Consider the following 18,117-nt stretch of genomic DNA (forward strand, 5'->3'; position numbering starts at 1 on the left):
GGCCGCCGGATCCTTCCGGCGGCCGGCCTAAACCAGGAGGCCCCTTGCCCGACCGCGACGCCGCCGCTTGGCTCTGGCTCCGGGAGCGGCTCGCTGCCCTCCGCCCGGCCGCGCGCCCGGGTGCACCCGCGGGTCCGCCCGCCGCGGTGGTCCGTACCGCGGTGGTGACCGATTCTGCGTCTGCGCTGCCGGCCGAGTGGGTTGCGGCCTGTGCCTCCGACGGCTTGCTGACCGTCATTCCGATGCCCGTCATGGTGGGCGAGGAAATCTACGGCGAGGGCGAAGACGACATCACCGAAACGATTGCCCTGGCCCTCGCCAGCGGCAAGTCGGTCAAAACGTCCCGCCCGTCACCTGGCCAGTTTGAGCACGCCTTCCTCGCCGCCGAGCGCCGGGGGTACGAGGCCGTTGTCTGCCTGCACATTTCCGGCGGCCTGTCCGGCACCGCGGACGCTGCCAGGCTCGCAGCGGAACGTGTGAAGATTCCGGTGGAAGTCATCGACTCCGGCACTGTGGGGATGGCGCTGGGGATGGGCGTCCAGAGCGCCGTCGAGGCTGCGGCCGCGGGGCTGGATGCAGCGGAGGTCAGCGACGCCGCGGCGGCCCGGCTCGCCCGCACGAAGGTCTATTTCTACGTTCCCAGCCTCGAGCAGCTGCGCCGGGGCGGACGGATCGGGGCTGCGGCCTCGCTGTTGGGCACAATGTTCGCCATCAAGCCCATCCTCGCCGTGGATGGCGGGAAAATTGTGCCGCTGGAAAAGGTCAGGTCAGCAGCGAAGGCCATCGCACGGCTTGAGGAGATCGCCGCCGCGGACGCGAAGGCCCGTCCCGACGGGCTGGTCCGCCTGGCCGTGCACCATTTCGGCAATCCGGCAGAGGCCGAAGCACTGGCTGGGCGGCTGGCCGCCGCCCTGCCCGCCTGTCCGCCGGCCCAGATCAGTTCACTGCCCGCCGTGCTCGCCGCCCACGCGGGGCTTGGTGTGCTCGCGGTCATCGTGGGGGAGAGCGCACCTCCTCCGGTGGAACTCGAGACGCTTTCCACATAGGGCAGATCCTGCCTGTCACGGGCGGCTGTGGATCCATAGCGTTGGTTGCATGTCACGCCGGGACCCTGGAGCACGCCATGGGGCCCGGCATGCCCGGGAACGCCTGCAGTCCGCCCTGGGAGAGGGGACGGGACTTCTGGCCGACGGCGGCGGGAAGGTCTTTGAGTACGACGGCGGCGCTCAGGATGGCGGCGCGGGTCCTGTTTCCGGATCCGGTGACCACAACGCGGCCGGTGCGGGCAGGGCAGGCCCGGCCCTCAGATTTCGGGTCGGCCTGCCCGTAGCCCTGCTGATCGCAGCCCTCGCGGTAGCGGCCGGCGCGTGGTTCTGGACGCAGGTGGCTGCCGGTCAACCCCACGTACTGCCACTCAGTGAGGTGACGGAGCAGGAAAGCGGGCCCTCCGTTGACGGGGAAACGCCGGGACAGGGAACAGACCGCGCAGGGCCGCCTGACATGCCCCCAGAGAGTCCTCACGCCGGCACGGTCATCATCCATGTGGCCGGTGCCGTCGCCCTGCCCGGGGTGGTGCAGCTGCCCGCCGGCAGCCGGGTGCATCAGGCCATCGCCGAGGCGGGCGGGGGCACGCCCTCCGCGGACCTGAACCGCCTCAACCTCGCTGCTGTGCTGGAGGACGGGCAAAAGCTCTACGTACCGGTGCCGGGAGAGGACCTGCCGGCGGCCCCCGGCGGATCTGGATCCGAGGCGGAGGATCCCGGCGGTGGCGCCGCCTCAGATGGGGCCAAGGTCAACCTCAACTCGGCCAGTGTCGAAGAACTGGACGCCCTGCCCAAAGTCGGACCCGTCCTTGCCCAACGGATCGTGGACTGGCGCAAGGAACACGGGCTCTTCAAATCCGTTGAGGAACTCGACGCCGTCGATGGGGTGGGACCCAAAATGCTTGAAACCCTTCTCCCTCTAGTGGGTATCTGAGATGGCCCGGCGCAGCCCGTGGAGCCGGTTTGTGGACTCAGCAGTGCGGGGGCCGGCAGCAGACGATCCGGCAGTTCAGGATCAGTCCATTCAGAGGCGGACCGGGCCCACACAGGGATCCGTGCCTGCCTCAGGAGCCTCCCAAAGGCAGGTCCCGGCTGCGGCATCCCGGCACCCGGCGGTCCGCCGGGAGAGTGCCAGGCTTGCAGATCAAGTCCGCAGGAAACTGCGCGGTAAAGAGCAGGCGGCCGCTCCTGCTGAAACGCCCCGTCGGCGCACCGACGTCCGGCTGGGGCTGCCCGCACTGCTTGTCTGGGGCGCGGCCGTGGCCGGGGTCTGGCTCACCCCGGCAATGCTGGCGGTGTTGTGCATGGTGTTGGTGGTCCTGGCCGTCGTGCTGCTGGCCCGGGCTGCACGCGGCAAGACTCTGCTGGCCCGCCGCAGGAGCTTCCTGATCACCGCGGCTGTGGCCCTGATGCTGGCCGCAGCTGCGGCAGCGCACTCAGCGGTCTCCTCCTCGCAGCGTCACGACGGACCCTTTGCGGAAGCGGCCGCGGCCGGGAAATCGGTGGTGGCCATTGTGGAAATCACGGGTTCCCCTCGCGGCCTGACGCTCCCCGGACAGGCCGGGACGCCCGAACGGTGGTCGGTTGCGGCCCGGACGGAGGAAGTCACGCTCAACGGCAGCGTCATCCGCACCCGCGCTGACCTGGTGGTTATGGGCAGCAGCGGCTGGGAGAACGTCATTCCGGGGCAACTGGTCCGGACGGCCGGCAAGCTGAGGCCGCCCGAGCCAGGGCAGCAGGAGGCAGCCATCCTGGCAGCATCCATGGCACCGGGTGCCGCCGCCTCCGCAGATGCCGGCCGGGGTGCTGATGCCGCTACGGGGCCTGCCTGGCAGATGGCGGCCAAGGAGCTGCGCGGCCGGTACGTTGCCGCGGCAGGTTTCCTGGCGCCCGATCCCCGGGGCCTCCTGCCGGGGATGGTCACGGGCGACACATCGGCGCTGGACGAAGGGCTCAACGGGGCCATGAAAACGGTGGGGATGACGCACCTGACCGCGGTCAGCGGGGCCAATTGCAGCCTGGTTTTGGGCGCCCTGCTTATCGCCGCGCGTAGCCTCAGGCTACCCAGGCTCGTGGCGGGAGGACTGGCGTTGGGCGGTCTCGGGATGTTCGTGGTGCTCGTTGGACCTGATGCCAGTGTGCTGCGCGCTGCGCTCATGGGTTCCATCGCCATCGCCTCGCTGGCCGGTGGGCGGGCGGGACGCGGGTTGAGCTTCCTTTGCCTCGCAGTGATGGGCCTGCTGCTGATCGATCCTGGCCTTGCGATCAGCTTCGGTTTTCTGCTGTCCGTGCTCGCAACGCTCGGCATCATCGTCCTGGGCCCCCGGATGATGGAATGGACCCCTGCGATTGTGCCCCGCTGGGCAGCCGCCGCCTGGGCCGTGCCGCTCTCGGCGCAGCTGCTGTGCGGTCCTGTCATCGTGCTGCTGCAGCCGCAGTTCTCCACCTATTCCTTGCTGGCGAACATCGTAGCGGCGCCGCTGGTGGCGCCTGTGACGCTGCTTGGCACGGCGGCCGTGCCCTTGGTGCTGTGGATGCCTTGGCTGGCCACAGCACTGATAGCCGTCGCTGGAACGTTCAGCGCAGGCGTGGCAGGGGTTGCCCGGACGGCTGCGGCATTGCCAGGGGCGTCCCTGTCCTGGCCCGAGGGTCCGTTTGGCTTCCTCACGATGGTGCTGCTGTCGGCGCTGACCTTTGCCGGCGTCCTGGCGGCCGTCCGGCCGCGCAGGCTCGTGTGCCTGGTCCTGGCCTGGCACGGCCAGCTGGTTTCCCTGATTGAGACCCTGGAGGCGTTGCCCACGAAAACATTGCGCCACCGTGGCAGGTGAGCACTCAATTGGGCGGGCCCAATTCGCAGGTAGGAAAATTCAGTCCCTAGTCACGCTGCATCTGAATGGTGACCTCGTAGGAATCAGAGCCCTCCGGGGACTCGTTGATGCAGAGTGACTCTCCGCTTACCCCGTCAAACTCTGCCTTGATGCAACCCACGTAGAGCCCTGTGTCCGGGCCGTCCAACCCGGACTTCATCCCGAACCTCTCTGCTGCCTCGTCGAGGCTGACCTTGTGGTCCACGGACCACCGCGCGGTCAAACGCAAGCACGATGTGTCGATGGAGAGGCATCCTGGATCGACCTTGGGTTGCGACGGAAGACCTCAACCCAGTCATCCTCCGGTACGTTGTCAGCCCTGGCCATCAGTTCATTGGCCTTCTCCTTTTGGGAGCCGCCGCCACCATTGATCTCCTGAGCCAGGGCCGAGCACCCTACGAATCCCAGAACGCAGAGCAGCGTCACGGCCAGTGCAATTCCACCGAGTATCCAGCCAAACCTGCTTTTCTTCTGCGGCGGAGGCCCCTGCCACCCGGGCTGTGGCGCTCCGTAGTAAGGCTGTGGCGGATACTGCCCCCGGGGAGAGTGGGGCGGAGTTCGATCCGGTGGCCGGGGCTGTTGGTACTAGAACGCCCTTCCCGGCGGCCGGGAAGGGCGTTCTCTGGGCACTGGAGCAGGTTTACGTGCTCAGCGGGTCTTGCCTCCGTTCCTCCGGTCGAGGTTACCGACGGCGGGCGGCACATCCGGCGCGCCCGGTGCCGTGCTGAGGGCCGGCGTGGGATCAAGACCGGCCGGTTTCGCCGCGGTGAACAGCCATACGTCGAATAGCGGGTTCAGTTCCTGGCCGGAGATTTTTTCGGCGAGGGTAATGAAACCATCTGTGGTGACGCTGCCGCCGGCATTGAGTTGCGGCCACTCGCGCAGGATGCTGAAGAAATCCTCGTCGCCTACCGCCTGGCGTAGCGCGTGCAGGGTCATGGCGCCCCGGGCGTAGACCGCGGAGTCGAATAAAGCGTCGGGCCCGGGATCCCCGATCCTGACCTTCCAGAACGGGTGATCGGCCGGGAGTGAGGCAACGGAATCGAAGATTGCCTGGACGGTTCGCAGGCCCTCGTTTTCACTCCACAGCCATTCGGCAAAGGTGGCGAATCCCTCGTTGAGCCAGATATGCTGCCAGGCCTGCACGGAGACACTGTCCCCGACCCACTGGTGGGCCAATTCGTGCACCACCACTGCATCGCCTTGCAGCCGGTCGTGGAAGAAGTCCATGGAGTAGATAGGCCGCGTCTGGTTCTCCAAGGCGAAGCCGAGGCCCCGGAGGTCGTCGACGGTCCCGCCGGCGTCCCGGAACGGATACCGGCCGAAGTAGCCTTCGAGGAATTCGATGATTTCCGGCTGCCTGTCGAATGAAGCCCGGACGTTTTCGCCGATTCCCGGGGGAGGCTCGGCCGTGACGATCCAGTCGTTCACGTTGCCAGGGCTGCCCGTCGGCTGACCGGGGACGGTCCAGCCGTCCAGGGTGTCGCCGTCGTCCTCGAAGGATGTGCTGCCCTCGCCCGTGGAGACCACCACGTCGTCGACAAACACGCCGGGATTCTGGGTGATGTCGTCACTGACGTAGCTGATGGAGACTTCGACGCTAGTGCCGGCAAAGCCGGTCAGATCGGCCGTCCACTGTTCCCAGCCGCCGCTGGTGCCGCTGGCCGCCCGCCACACGCCGGAGCTGCCCGCCGCCGTGCAGCCGCCCGCGCCGTCGCCCGTCTGGTAGTGGGTCAGGAACGGATGCAGGTTGTGCCACCCGGGGCAGGAAAGGCCTGTCCCTGCTGAGGTGTGCCCGTTGGCATCGGGCAGGGTGGTCCAGTCCTCAGCGCCGGCGGTGCGGGCCTCCACGAAGGTGAAATCCCAGTTGGTCTCGGTATCGCGGTGCAGCCAGAAGGACAGCTGCGCCCCGCCGGCCGGGACGGCGATGGTTCGGGTAAGCCGTTTGTAGGAATTGTGTGCTGCCTGGGACCAAACGGAATGTGTTCCGGTCCGCGGTTCCGCCACCGGGTCAAAGAGGTCGGGGTCCAGCGCATCAAGATAGTTAATGCGCCCGACCTGGTACTCACTGAAGTCCCATTGCCCCACGCTGGCCGTGGCAAGATAGGACGCCATCGGTTCGCGCGCTTCCCAAGTCCAGGTGGTCAGGCCGTCCCGGGTCCGGTTGTCAACCAGACGCCCGTTGGCCACCACTTCGAGACCTTCCGGAACCGATATCCGGAAGGTGTACGAAGCTTTGTCCAGCGGATGGTCGTTGACCGGGAACCAGGTCGCTGCCACATGCGGCTGCCCGATGACCAGGGAGCCGTCGTCGGTGTGGAAGAAACCGGATTGCCCGAACAGGTCGGTGAGGGTTTCCGGAACGCCGTCGTAGCGTACCTCGGTGGTGAAGCGGCTGTTGTCCCTGATGCCCCGCTGCGGAGTAACGGTCAGTTCACCGGCGTCGCGCGTGAATTGCGCCGAACGGTCGTTGACCGTCACGCCGCGGACCGTTAGGCCGTCCAGGTCAAGATTAAATGCCGAGAGGTCCTGCGTGGCTTTGGCGATGATGGTCGCCGTCCCGCCCAGGACGTCGGTCACCGGATCATAGCTGAGGTCCAGCACATATTCGTCGACGTCATAGCCGCCGTTGCCGTCCAGCGGAAAGTAGGGATCACCCAGCCCGGGCGCCCCTGGCCGGAAATCGGCTCCCCCCGGGATAGACCCTTCCTGGGCCGAATCCGGGGATGTTTCGGTGGCCGCGGCGGGGACAGGCAGCGCGGCACAGCACAGCAGCAGTGCCGCAAGCGCGGCCGTGCGCCGGCGTCCGCCGGCGGCATGAGGGCCGGGTCCGGCGGCCGGGTGTTGGTGCGACATCGGCAATTCCTGCTTTCCTGAGTAGTCAGCGGAAGATGCTGCTGCCCACAACCGTGTATCTGTGTGTTCGCAGCCACCTTGGCACCGGCCCACACGCGGGCGCGGTGTTCCATTGCACCGCCGGTGGCGTTACTGTGCCGTTACATCCCGGCCGTTTCCACGACGGGCCCGCCAACCGCCTTCACCCGAACAGTGGCCGCGGTTGGAGGGAGGGGCCTGCCATGGCAGGCTTAGACACTGCACCAGAATTTCCGGGAGGAATCCAGCATGGCCGCTGCCCAAACCACACGAACCAGGACGACGGCGTCGAACGTTGCCTCCTGGCGCGACGTAACCCCCGCCGGAGTCGTCCTTGTGGGCGGACCGGAGGAATACCTCGGTATCCGCGCCATGGACCACATCCGCTCACAGGTACGGTCAGCGTTCCCCGACGTGGAGGTCACCCGCCTGACCGCCGGCAGTTACGAGCCGGGCTCACTGGCCATGAACGTCAGCCCGTCCCTCTTCGGTGAGCGCAAGCTGATCGAAGTCGAAGGCGTTGAGAGCATGAACGATGCGTTCCTCGCCGACGCCCTCAAGTACCTGGCGCATCCCGAACCCGACGCGGTCCTGGTCCTGCGCCACGGCGGGGGAGTCCGCGGCAAGAAACTCCTCGATGCCGTCAAAGCCGGCGGATGGCCCGTAGTGGACTGCCAGCCCATGAAAAAAGACGCCGAGAAGGCAGCGTTCGTCGCCGCAGAGTTCAGGGCTGCAGGAAGGAAGATCACCTCCGACGCAGTGCAGGCGCTGGTGAACGCGGTCGGAGCCAACCTGTCCGAACTGGCAGCAGCCTGCAGTCAGCTGATAGCCGATGCCACGGGTGCCGTGACGCCCGAGCTGGTGGACCGCTACTACGGCGGCAGGATCGAGGCCACGGCTTTCAAGGTGGCCGATGCCGCGATGGCCGGGAACGGTCCCGTGGCGTTGTCCACGCTCCGGCACGCTTTGGCTACCGGAGCCGATCCGGTTCCCCTGGTTGCGGCGCTGGCGGCAAAGCTGCGGACGGTGGCCAAAGTGGCCGGCGCCCATGGTTCTTCCGCGCAGATAGCCAGGGAGCTTGGCATGCAGCCCTGGCTGGTGGAGCAGGCCCAGCGTGATGTCCGTCGCTGGACGCCCGAAGGCTTGGTCCGCGCCATCCAGGCAACGGCCGAGGCTGATGCGCAGGTGAAAGGGCTCTCGCGTGACCCGGTGTACGCAGTGGAACATGCGGTGACGATCATTGCCACCTCCGTGCAGCGTCACTGACTCACGCCAGGCGGCCGGAACGGCACGATCCTCAGGGCAGGACTCTGGGCTTAAAGAGTTGAGGCCGGCACCTGTCAGGTGCCGGCCTCAATCATCAGTTCAGTGAACTGGAAACCTTACAGTGCGTTGACCTTCTTGGAGATCGCCGACTTGCGGTTCGCTGCGTTGTTCTTGTGCAGAACACCCTTGCTGACAGCCTTGTCCAGCTTGCGGCTGGCGGCAACCAGGGCAGCAGCGGCTGCATCCTTGTCAGTGGACTCAACGGCGGTGTTGACGGCGCGGATGGCCGTCTTCAGCTCAGACTTGACTGCGTTGTTGCGCAGGCGTGCCTTCTCGTTGGTGAGGATGCGCTTCTTCTGGGACTTGATATTAGCCACGTGTGAACTCTCTTTTTAATGCGGAAATGGTCTAGAGGGCTTTCAGATTGGCCATTGACTGAGCGGCGTGGGGATACCTATGGCGACCAACCATGAGTGGCCGTCGACCTGCACGGACACACAGCTATAAAGAATAGCAGAACCCCTGGTGGCTGGCCATTTAGGCGGGCTACTTCCAGCCGTGTCGCCGGCACAGCCCCGCAGCCACCAGATCGAAGCGCTTCCGGTCCAGGACTGCACCGTCGCGCCGTATGGCATCCGGGGCGATCTGCAGGATCCGGCTGAGGTTGGCTTCGCTGGGCCGCCGCTGCCGGTCCCAACTGCCGGTGCCAATGTCCACATAGTCCTCGGACCGGCGGCCGTCCTGGTCGTGGTCCCTGCTGGTGAGCATCAGCGCGAGCAGGTATCGCCCGCTCTTGCCCACCAGCAGGACCGGCCGGTCCTTGCCCCGCGAGTGGTCCTCTTCGTACGGGACCCAGGCCCACACGATCTCACCGGGGTCGGCGCTCCCGTCGGGGTGGGGCGCGTAGCGGACAGAGGAGGCTCCGCTGAAGTCCCCGGGATAGGCCGTGGCGATGGCAGATGGTGCGGGCGGAGATTGGCGGGCCTTCCCCGGGGAGCGCTGTGGCGCAGGCGCGGCTACCCCGGACCGTATCTTTTGCAGCACCCTGATGGATGTCCGTACGGCGTTGGCCAGTGAGCGGAGGTTGATAGGCATGGGAAAAACAATATCGCCGACCGGCACCGCGCGTTTGCTGCTGAATGCAGTGCGTTGCCCCCGGACGTGGGACACTTGAGGTTCAAAATGTGCGGTCCGGCCGCAGGGTGCCTTTGGTGCGTCCTGGTGGCGGCCGCGTGACTGCCAACAGTAAGGACCCTGCGTGTCTCCCATGGCCCGCACCGCCCCGGTGCCCGCCGCGACAGATCCGGCAACCATTCGGAATTTCTGCATCATCGCGCACATTGACCACGGTAAGTCCACCCTGGCCGACCGGATGCTGCAGTTGACCGGCGTGGTTCAGCCGCGCGATATGAAGGCCCAGTACCTGGATCGCATGGATATCGAACGCGAGCGCGGCATCACCATCAAGTCCCAGGCCGTTCGTATGCCGTGGGAACTCGATGGCAGCAGCTACGCCCTGAACATGATCGACACCCCGGGCCACGTGGACTTCACCTATGAGGTATCCCGCTCCCTGGCAGCCTGCGAGGGCGCGGTCCTGCTCGTGGATGCGGCCCAGGGCATTGAGGCGCAGACCCTCGCCAACCTCTACCTGGCGATGGAGAATAACCTCACCATCATTCCGGTGCTGAACAAGATCGACCTTCCGGCGGCCCAGCCCGAGAAGTACGCGGCCGAGCTCGCAAGCCTGATCGGTGGTGACCCCGAAGATGTCCTCCGGGTTTCGGGCAAAACGGGGATGGGCGTCGAGGCCCTGCTGGACAAAATTGTCCGGGACCTGCCGGCCCCCGTGGGCGACCCCAATGCTCCCGCGCGCGCCATGATTTTTGATTCGGTCTACGACACCTACCGCGGCGTCGTCACTTATGTCCGTGTGGTTGACGGCATGCTGCATCCCCGTGAGCGCATCCAGATGATGTCCACACGGGCCACGCACGAACTCCTCGAGATCGGGGTGAGTTCCCCGGAACCCACCCCGTCCAAGGGTCTGGGCGTCGGCGAAGTGGGGTACCTCATTACGGGAGTGAAGGACGTCCGCCTGTCCAAGGTCGGCGATACCGTCACCAACCTTGCCAAGCCGGCCGCTGTTTCGCTCCCGGGCTACGCCGATGCGAAGCCCATGGTGTTCTCCGGACTTTATCCGCTGGACGGCACGGATTATCCGGTGCTCCGCGACGCACTGGAGAAGCTGATGCTCAACGACGCCGCGCTGGTCTACGAGCCTGAAACGTCGGCTGCGCTGGGCTTCGGCTTCCGTGTGGGTTTCCTGGGCCTGCTCCACCTGGAGATCACCCGGGAGCGCCTCGAACGTGAATACAACCTCGACCTCATCTCCACGGCACCCAACGTGGAATACGAGGTGACGCTGGAGGACAAGAAGGTTGTCCATGTGACCAACCCGAGCGAGTACCCCTCCGGTAAGATCGCCGAAGTCCGCGAGCCGATGGTTTCCGCCACCATTTTGGCGCCGAACGAGTTCGTTGGTGCCATCATGGAACTCTGCCAGAGCCGGCGCGGCGTGTTGGGCGGCATGGACTACCTCTCCGAGGACCGGGTTGAGATCCGGTATCGCCTGCCCCTGGCCGAGATTGTCTTCGACTTCTTCGACATCCTTAAATCCAAGACCCGGGGCTACGGCTCGCTGGACTGGAAGGCCGACGGCGATCAGGTGGCCGATCTGGTCAAGGTGGACATCATGCTGCAGGGCGAGCAGGTGGATGCATTCTCCGCCATCACGCACCGGGAGAAGGCCTACGCCTACGGCGTGATGATGACCACCAAGCTGCGCGAGCTGATTCCCCGCCAGCAGTTCGAAGTGCCCATCCAAGCGGCGATTGGCTCACGCATCATTGCCCGCGAAAGCATCCGGGCCATCCGCAAGGACGTCCTGGCCAAGTGCTACGGCGGTGACATCTCGCGTAAACGCAAGCTGTTGGAGAAGCAAAAAGAAGGCAAGAAGCGCATGAAGATGGTGGGCACGGTGGAGGTGCCGCAGGAAGCATTCATTGCCGCCCTCACCACCGACGAATCAAAGGACAAGGCCAAGAAGAAGTGACCCACGCGCAGCGAGGCCACCGCAATGCCTAGCGTCCTTCCCCTTGGTGACCCGGCGCCGTCGGACGGTCTGCTGCCTGCCCAGGCAGCAGAGGGTGCGACGGCCCGGAACTTCGGGCTCTACGTGCACATCCCGTTCTGCGCTGTCCGCTGCGGATACTGCGACTTCAACACGTACACGGCCACCGAACTCGGCGGGGGCGCGTCCCAGGACGCGTACGCGGACACTGCCATCTCCGAAGTCAGGCTCGCCGCGCGGGCGCTGGCTGAGTCAGGCCTCCCTGCCCGGCCCATGAGCACGGTGTTCTTCGGCGGCGGCACGCCCACGCTGCTTCCGGCCGAAGACCTGGCCCGCATCCTCGGTGCCGCAATCGGAGAGTGGGGGCTTGAGGCCGGTGCCGAAGTCACCACTGAAGCCAACCCCGATTCCGTCACCCCAGAATCGCTGGCGCTGCTGAAGAACGCAGGCTTCACCCGTGTCTCCTTCGGTATGCAGTCCGCCGTCCCGCACGTGCTCAAAGTCCTGGACCGCACGCACACGCCCAGCCGCGTGCCGCAGGTGGTGCAGTGGGCGCGCGAGGCAGGACTGGCCGTGAGCCTGGACCTGATCTACGGAACACCGGGCGAGTCCCTCGATGACTGGCGGTACTCCCTGGAAACCGCATTGTCCTACGAGCCGGATCACATCAGTGCCTATGCCCTGATTGTGGAGGACGGCACAAAACTGGCCGCACAGATCCGGCGGGGCGAAGTCCCCGGGATTGACGACGACGACCACGCCGACAAATACGAGCTCGCCGACCAGCTGATCGGCGATGCAGGGCTGGCCTGGTATGAGGTCAGCAACTGGTCACGGACGCCGGAGCAGGCGTGCCGGCACAACCTGGCCTACTGGCGCGGGGATGACTGGTGGGGGATCGGACCGGGCGCGCATTCGCACGTGGGCGGGGTCCGCTGGTGGAATGTCAAGCATCCCACCGCTTACGCGGGGCGGCTGGCGCAGGGGCTGTCACCCGCCGCAGGGAGGGAAACGCTCGACGCCGAAACCCGGGATATGGAGCGCGTGATGCTTGAGGCGCGGCTCGTCTCGGGGCTGGCCGTCGCCTCGCTGGGAGAGTCGGGCCGCCATGCTGTTGCCGGGCTGATTGCCGAGGGCCTCGTGGAGCCGCGTGCCGCCTTCGCCGGCACGTTGATCCTGACCCTGAAGGGTCGGCTGCTGGCGGACGCCGTGGTCCGAAGGGTCCTGCCGGACTGACCGGCCCAACCAGCGCAGGGTCACTTGTTAACACTCGCAGGCTCGCGTCGGGGCCCTCGGGACGCCGTTTAGCGGGGTGCATGTGGATGGGCCCACGCCTGCAGGGTTCCCTGGCCGAGCTTGCGAGGCGAGGGTGCAGGTGGGGATTACTTAATCCAGCGCAGGTTGTACTGGTAGCGGTGCGGCTGGCCCTTATTAACGTGGATGCCGGCGGCCACCGAGAAGCAGGTCAGGGCAATCCAGATGAGGGTGGCAATGACGGCGAAGATGTTGCCCACCACAGGAATGAACACCAGCAGGTTGGCCACCAGTGCCGCGATGGTGGGCGGCAGGCTGAAGTTCAGCGCTTCCTTGGATTCCTGCGCGGTGAAAGGCCCGCGTTCACGGAAAATCAGGTAGATCAGCAGGGACGGCACGCAACCGAGGATCCCGCCAAAGTGTGCCAGTGTGGCCCATTGGCGGTCTTCACTGGCCGTCAGGGGCAGCGCATTTGCGGGAACGCCCTGGTACTCGGAACGGCCTTGGTCGTCCCGGTGCTCGCGTGCGTTTTGTGCCACGGTTTCATCCTTCGAAAGTGCAATGGTGCTGGTTTGGAAACGACCGGTCTGGTGAAAAGGCAGTCTCCGCAGTACCAAGAATACTGGCTGTGGCGCCAAATGCCGCCGTCGGCTGTACGGGCCGGGCCCTGCCGGGCTGTGAAGAGCTAGGGTGCCGTCAGGAAGTCGATGACTTCCTCCACCCGCCCGAGCAGCGACGCTTCCAGATCGGCGTAGCTGCGGACTGCCCCTAACAGCTTCTGCCAGCCAAGGCCAATGTCCTCCTTGGTGGAGTGCGGCCAGCCGAACGCTGCAAGGATGCCGGTCTTCCAGTCCTGGCCCCGCGGCACCACCGGCCACTGCTCAATACCAAGAACTGCCGGCCGGATCGCCTGCCACACATCGACATAGGGGTGCCCGACGATCAGCACATTGCCGGCAGCCCCGGGGGAAGACATTACAGCCGAAGCGATGCGCCATTCCTTGGAGTCCGGCACCAGGTGGTCTACCAGGACCCCCAACCGCCGGCCGGGGCCGGGGCCGAACGCGGCAACCGCCCCCGCGAGGTCGTCGATACCGTGCAAAGGCTCCACGACGATGCCCTCCACGCGGAGATCATCACCCCACACCTTTTCGACGAGTTCGGCGTCGTGCTTTCCTTCCACCCAGATCCGGCTCGCCTTGGCCACCTGGGCACGCTGGCCCGCCACGCGGACGGAACCGGATGCTGTCCGGCCGGCAGGCACAGCGGCGGCCTGCCGGGGCGCCGGAGGCATCAGCCTGATCGGCCGGCCTTCCAGCAGGAACCCGTACCCCAGCTTGAAAGAACGAGACTTGCCCCGCCGGTCTTCGAGCGCAACCACATGCATGCCACCGGACTTCTCCACCCGGGTGACCGCTCCAACCCAGCCGGACTGGGCATCCTCCAGGACCATGCCGCGTTCCACAGCAACCTCGGGAAGTTCGTTCCGAACGGGCGCGGTAATCTCCTGCGGACCCCAGTTCTGGTAATGCATGGATTGATTCCGCCTCGCGCTAGATCGGGCCCCGGCATGTTCGCCCGGAGCGGTACCAATGCTAACAACGGGGTGAGTCATATTAGACTGTTAGCACTTAGGCATGTCGAGTGCTAACGAGCCTCGACCCGTGCCCTGCCAACTCAGGGCGCAACCATGGATGGAGGTGGAGTGTGAGCGAGCCGCGCAAACTGGAAGTACTGCGGGCCATCGTGGAGGACTATGTGCACTCCCGCGAGCCCGTGGGTTCCAAAGCCCTGGTTGAACGCCACCATCTGGGCGTGTCCAGTGCAACCATCCGCAACGACATGGCTGCCCTCGAGGACGAGGGCCTGATTACTGCACCGCACACCAGCGCCGGCCGGATCCCCACGGATAAGGGCTACCGGCTGTTTGTGGACCAGATTTCGGCAGTCAAGCCGCTGTCCCCGGCAGAACGGAAGGCCATCCAGTCCCTCCTCGAGGGCTCGGATGACCTCGACGACGTCCTGGACCGGACCGTCAGGCTCCTGTCCCAGCTGACCAACCAGGTGGCCGTGGTCCAGTACCCGCACCTGAGCCGGGCCACCATCCGCCATATCGAATTTGTGCTCCTGGCCCCGCGCCAGGTCCTGCTGGTACTCATCGCCACCACCGGCAAGGTGGAACAGCGCGTGATCGACATCGGCCAGGATCTTGGTGAGGACGCTATTGCCGCCCTGCGCTCACACTTCCTCGGGTCGCTGGCCGGCACGCAGCTGAGCCGGCTGGCGCAGTCGCTCCCGGCCGTTGTCTTCTCCGTCGCGCCCGGACAGCGGGCAGCTGCCCAGGCGCTGGCTCACGGGCTGGAAACGCTGGCCCACAACAGCCGTGAGGAGCGCATGGTGATGGCCGGAACAGCGAACCTGGCCAGATCCAATGTGGATTTCCCCCTCAGCATCGGTCCGGTGCTTGAGGCGCTGGAGGAACAGGTGGTTTTGCTCCGTCTGCTCAGCGAGATGGCGCAGGACCCGCGTGGTGTGGCCGTCAGTATCGGCCGGGAAAATCCCTACGACGGGCTGGCCGAAGCCTCCGTGGTGGCCACAGCATACGGGCCGGACAGTACGGCCAAGGTCGGCGTCCTGGGTCCCACCCGGATGGACTACCCGACCACCATGGCCGCCGTCAGGGCAGTAGCCCGTTATCTGTCAAGAATTCTGGGTCCGTAACAGCCGGTCCAGGCACGAAGAGCAATGCCAGCAGCCCCGCTGCCGGCAGTACAACAGGGAAGAGATACGAACTTTGAGCAGCCACTACGACGTCCTCGGAGTCTCGCCGGAAGCCACCGGAGAAGAGATCAAGAAGGCCTACCGCAAGCTGGCCCGCACCCTTCACCCGGACGTGAACCCCGGGGACGATGCGTCGGACCGCTTCAAGGCCGTGACCCACGCCTACGAGGTACTTTCGGACCCCCAGAAGCGCCGCGTCTATGACACCACCGGCAATGAGAACGGTACGGACAACGGTTTCGGCGGCGGTGGATACGCCGGCCAGGGCTTCGCCTTCCAGGACATCTTCGATACGTTCTTTGGTGCCGGCGGAACGTCGGGCCCGGCGTCCCGGGTACGGCGGGGCCAGGACGCGCTGATCAGCGTTCGGATCGAACTCCGCGACGCCGTGTTTGGTGTCAACCGGAAACTTGAGGTGGACACCGCCGTTACCTGCCCCACCTGCAACGGCTCCTGCTGCCGCGAGGGCAGCCACCCCGTCCGCTGTGATGTCTGCGGCGGCAGCGGCCAGGTCCAGCGGGCTGTGCGGTCCATCCTGGGCCAGGTCATGACGGCAGCCCCGTGTGGCAGCTGCGAAGGCTTCGGGACTGTCATCAAGGATCCCTGCAACGAATGCAGCGGCCAGGGCCGCATCCGCAGCCGCCGGTCACTGACCATCAAGGTTCCTGCCGGCGTCGCAACAGGTACCCGGATCCAGTTGTCCGGGCAGGGCGAAGCCGGTCCGGCCGGGGGACCATCCGGCGATCTGTACGTCGAGATCCGGGTCAACAACGACCCCACCTACGTCCGTGACGGTGATGACCTGCACGCAACGCTCCACATTCCGATGACCGCCGCTGCCTTGGGCACCGAAGTGTCGCTGGAAACCTTCGACGGGCTGCAGGAGATCGACGTCAAGGCGGGGACTCAGGCCGGCGAGGTCATCACGCTGCGCGGCCTCGGCGTCACCCACCTTCGCGGCTACGGCCGCGGTGACCTGATGGTCCACCTGCAGGTTGAGACGCCCTCGAAGCTGGACGCCGCGCAGGAGGATCTCCTCCGGCAGCTGGCCAAGCTGCGCGGGGAACAGTTCACTGAGGGCAAGCTGACTGCAAGCGGCGGCGTCTTCGCCAAGCTTCGGGACCGGCTCGGTAACCTGTAGCGGTGAGTAATCCCGTTTTCTTCAGCGGTGCCGGGTCGCTGGACCAGCTGGTGCCCGGTGCCCGCTACACGCTTGGCGGTCCCGAGGCCCGCCACGCCGTAACGGTCAAACGGCTGGCGCCGGGGGAGTTCGTGGACATTGCGGACGGCGCCGGAAAGCGGCTGACCGGAACGGTTGTGGCAGCATCACCGGCCGAACTCACCGTTGAATGCGCCGAACTGGTTGTGGAGCAACAGCCCGACATCCGGCTGGTCCTGGTCCAGGCCCTGGCCAAGGGCGACCGCGATGAACTTGCCGTGGAAACTGCCACTGAATTAGGGATCGACGCCGTTATTCCCTGGCAGTCGGAACGCTCGATTGTGCGCTGGAAGGGTGAGCGCGCGGCCAAGGCCCATGCCAAATGGCAGTCCGTGGTCACGGCAGCCGCCAAGCAGGCCCGGCGGGCGTGGATCCCGGAGGTGCGCGCCGCCGTCGAAACCCCCGGCCTGGTTTCCGCCGTGGCAGCAGCGGACCTCGCCGTGATCCTCCACGAGGACGCGGTCCGGCCGCTCCGCTCGGTGCTGGAGGCCTGGCACGCATCCGGTCCCGTTGCCGGCCCCCGGGAAATCCTGCTCATTGTCGGACCCGAGGGGGGAATCAGCCCCCGCGAAGTCACCAGGCTGTGCGGTGCAGGGGCCGTGACCGCGCTCCTGGGTCATCATGTCCTGAGGTCATCCACTGCGGGACCGGCGGCCGTGGTGCTGGCCAGCGACGTGCTTGGACGCTGGGGCGCCCCGGCACCCTGAGCATTAGCTGACGTTGAACTTCCGCGTGTCCACGTTCAGCTCTTCCTGGCCGGTGCCGCCGTCATCTGCCTGTGAGACGCGGAGTTCATAGCTGCCGGAGGAGAGGCTCAGGGCCAGGGTGAAGACGCCGGACTGGGCGGCGTCGGTGCCTGCTGTCGTCTCGCCGGTCAGGTAAGGCGTCTTATCCCCGTTCCCTGCCGTACGCAGGATCTGCCAGCGGAGCTTGCTTCCGGCAACGGTACTGCGGCCGGTGATCTTGACGCTGCCGCCGGCAATGTTCGTACCCTCCTGCGGATCAATGATCCACACCGGAGCCACCATGCCGGCGGCACGGGACATGGGAGCACCCAACTGGATGTGGCCGAAAGCAACATAGTCAGTGTGGCTGTCCACCAGGACCCTGACCTGGATCTGCTGGCCCGAATCGATCAGGCCGGAACTTGCCGCCGCGGCGGTGGCGGTGAAGACCAGCTGCTGGACGGCTCGGACGGCCATATCGGCGTCGAGATTGCTGTTAAAGGCGTCCTCGGAGACATCGACCGTGATGACGTTCTTTCCCGAAATCGATGTTGCGAGCTTTGCCGGAGACTGCCATGGGGTGAAGAAGTCGGGGTCCAGCGGCTTTTCGGACATCATGGCGCGCAGTGCACGCGTTACGGGGTTCTCCTGTTCCGGGACGTCGCGGAACTCCCGGTACAGGAAGGCGTTGCCATCGTTCCGGCCGATCCAGTACACAGGAGCTTTGTTTGAGGACTGGGTGGTCTCCAGGGGAGCGCTGGTGGAAGGCGCTCCGGGCAAACCGGTGGCGGCAGTGCCGGAGTTTGCTGTCATGGTCGGCTCGGGGCCGGCGTCTGCAATGCAGCCGGTCAGCAGGAGGAGCGCTGGCAGGAGCCCCAGGGCACCCCGGATGCGGACAGGCCGTGAAGCGCGTCCGGCTGTGCGGGGGGTGGGTGATTCCGGCACTCTGATGGCT

At 66.1% G+C, this 18,117-nt stretch carries 16 protein-coding genes; 9 read left to right on the forward strand and 7 right to left on the reverse strand.

Annotated elements, in window-relative coordinates; translation table 11 throughout:
• Positions 1-44: 44 nt before the first annotated feature.
• From GUV69_RS03095 to GUV69_RS03105, 3 genes are all read left to right on the forward strand, one after another.
• Positions 45-1,046, forward strand: a complete 1,002-nt coding sequence (locus GUV69_RS03095) for a DegV family protein (protein ID WP_164199622.1) — start codon at positions 45-47, stop codon at positions 1,044-1,046.
• Between the two features lie 49 nt (positions 1,047-1,095).
• Positions 1,096-1,977: a ComEA family DNA-binding protein gene (locus GUV69_RS03100; RefSeq protein WP_164199624.1), complete on the forward strand. Its 882-nt coding sequence runs from the start codon at positions 1,096-1,098 to the stop codon at positions 1,975-1,977.
• Between the two features lie 121 nt (positions 1,978-2,098).
• Positions 2,099-3,871, forward strand: a complete 1,773-nt coding sequence (locus tag GUV69_RS03105; RefSeq protein WP_244292598.1) for a ComEC/Rec2 family competence protein — start codon at positions 2,099-2,101, stop codon at positions 3,869-3,871.
• Between the two features lie 46 nt (positions 3,872-3,917).
• Here the strand turns inward: GUV69_RS03105 and GUV69_RS03110 are convergent, their stop codons facing one another.
• Together GUV69_RS03110 and GUV69_RS03115 are read right to left on the reverse strand one after the other, a co-directional pair.
• Complete coding sequence (locus tag GUV69_RS03110; RefSeq protein ID WP_164199628.1) at positions 3,918-4,139, reverse strand: hypothetical protein; 222 nt, start codon at positions 4,137-4,139, stop codon at positions 3,918-3,920.
• A gap of 419 nt (positions 4,140-4,558) precedes the next feature.
• Complete coding sequence (locus tag GUV69_RS03115; protein ID WP_208786571.1) at positions 4,559-6,766, reverse strand: M1 family metallopeptidase; 2,208 nt, start codon at positions 6,764-6,766, stop codon at positions 4,559-4,561.
• Positions 6,767-7,033: 267 nt separating this feature from the next.
• Between GUV69_RS03115 and holA the strand changes: the two genes are divergently transcribed.
• Complete coding sequence (holA, locus tag GUV69_RS03120) at positions 7,034-8,050, forward strand: DNA polymerase III subunit delta (RefSeq protein ID WP_164199630.1); 1,017 nt, start codon at positions 7,034-7,036, stop codon at positions 8,048-8,050.
• 116 nt (positions 8,051-8,166) lie between these two features.
• On the opposite strand, the gene rpsT is transcribed toward holA, so the two are convergent.
• Positions 8,167-8,427 (reverse strand): 30S ribosomal protein S20, encoded by a 261-nt coding sequence (gene rpsT, locus GUV69_RS03125; RefSeq protein ID WP_011692086.1) that lies wholly within the window; start codon positions 8,425-8,427, stop codon positions 8,167-8,169.
• A 169-nt stretch (positions 8,428-8,596) separates the two neighbouring features.
• Positions 8,597-9,145 carry a type II toxin-antitoxin system PemK/MazF family toxin gene (locus GUV69_RS03130; protein WP_164199632.1) on the reverse strand — a complete coding sequence of 183 codons (549 nt, stop codon included), beginning with the start codon at positions 9,143-9,145 and terminating at the stop codon, positions 8,597-8,599.
• Between the two features lie 163 nt (positions 9,146-9,308).
• On the opposite strand from GUV69_RS03130, the gene lepA reads away from it, so the two are divergent.
• Together lepA and hemW are read left to right on the forward strand one after the other, a co-directional pair.
• Complete coding sequence (lepA, locus tag GUV69_RS03135; RefSeq protein ID WP_191081741.1) at positions 9,309-11,165, forward strand: translation elongation factor 4; 1,857 nt, start codon at positions 9,309-9,311, stop codon at positions 11,163-11,165.
• 24 nt (positions 11,166-11,189) lie between these two features.
• Positions 11,190-12,419: a radical SAM family heme chaperone HemW gene (gene hemW / locus GUV69_RS03140; RefSeq protein ID WP_164199634.1), complete on the forward strand. Its 1,230-nt coding sequence runs from the start codon at positions 11,190-11,192 to the stop codon at positions 12,417-12,419.
• Positions 12,420-12,565: 146 nt separating this feature from the next.
• On the opposite strand, the gene GUV69_RS03145 is transcribed toward hemW, so the two are convergent.
• Both GUV69_RS03145 and GUV69_RS03150 read right to left on the reverse strand, forming a co-directional pair.
• A complete protein-coding gene (locus GUV69_RS03145; protein WP_164199636.1) occupies positions 12,566-12,976 on the reverse strand; it encodes a DUF4870 domain-containing protein in 411 nt (136 codons plus the stop codon).
• 146 nt (positions 12,977-13,122) lie between these two features.
• Positions 13,123-13,971 carry a DUF3097 domain-containing protein gene (locus tag GUV69_RS03150; protein ID WP_164199638.1) on the reverse strand — a complete coding sequence of 283 codons (849 nt, stop codon included), beginning with the start codon at positions 13,969-13,971 and terminating at the stop codon, positions 13,123-13,125.
• A gap of 173 nt (positions 13,972-14,144) precedes the next feature.
• On the opposite strand from GUV69_RS03150, the gene hrcA reads away from it, so the two are divergent.
• From hrcA to GUV69_RS03165, 3 genes are all read left to right on the forward strand, one after another.
• Positions 14,145-15,158, forward strand: a complete 1,014-nt coding sequence (gene hrcA / locus GUV69_RS03155) for a heat-inducible transcriptional repressor HrcA (RefSeq protein WP_164199639.1) — start codon at positions 14,145-14,147, stop codon at positions 15,156-15,158.
• A 73-nt stretch (positions 15,159-15,231) separates the two neighbouring features.
• Positions 15,232-16,359 carry a molecular chaperone DnaJ gene (gene dnaJ / locus GUV69_RS03160; protein ID WP_164199641.1) on the forward strand — a complete coding sequence of 376 codons (1,128 nt, stop codon included), beginning with the start codon at positions 15,232-15,234 and terminating at the stop codon, positions 16,357-16,359.
• 2 nt (positions 16,360-16,361) lie between these two features.
• Entirely contained in the window at positions 16,362-17,144 is a 783-nt protein-coding gene (locus tag GUV69_RS03165) for a 16S rRNA (uracil(1498)-N(3))-methyltransferase (RefSeq protein WP_164199643.1), read from the forward strand.
• Between the two features lie 3 nt (positions 17,145-17,147).
• Here GUV69_RS03165 and GUV69_RS03170 read toward each other — a convergent pair whose 3' ends face one another.
• Positions 17,148-18,107, reverse strand: a complete 960-nt coding sequence (locus tag GUV69_RS03170) for a GerMN domain-containing protein (protein ID WP_244292599.1) — start codon at positions 18,105-18,107, stop codon at positions 17,148-17,150.
• Positions 18,108-18,117: the final 10 nt, after the last annotated feature.

The organism is [Micrococcus luteus] ATCC 49442 (assembly GCF_010367585.1).
Taxonomy (GTDB): Bacteria; Actinomycetota; Actinomycetes; order Actinomycetales; family Micrococcaceae; genus Arthrobacter; species Arthrobacter luteus_A.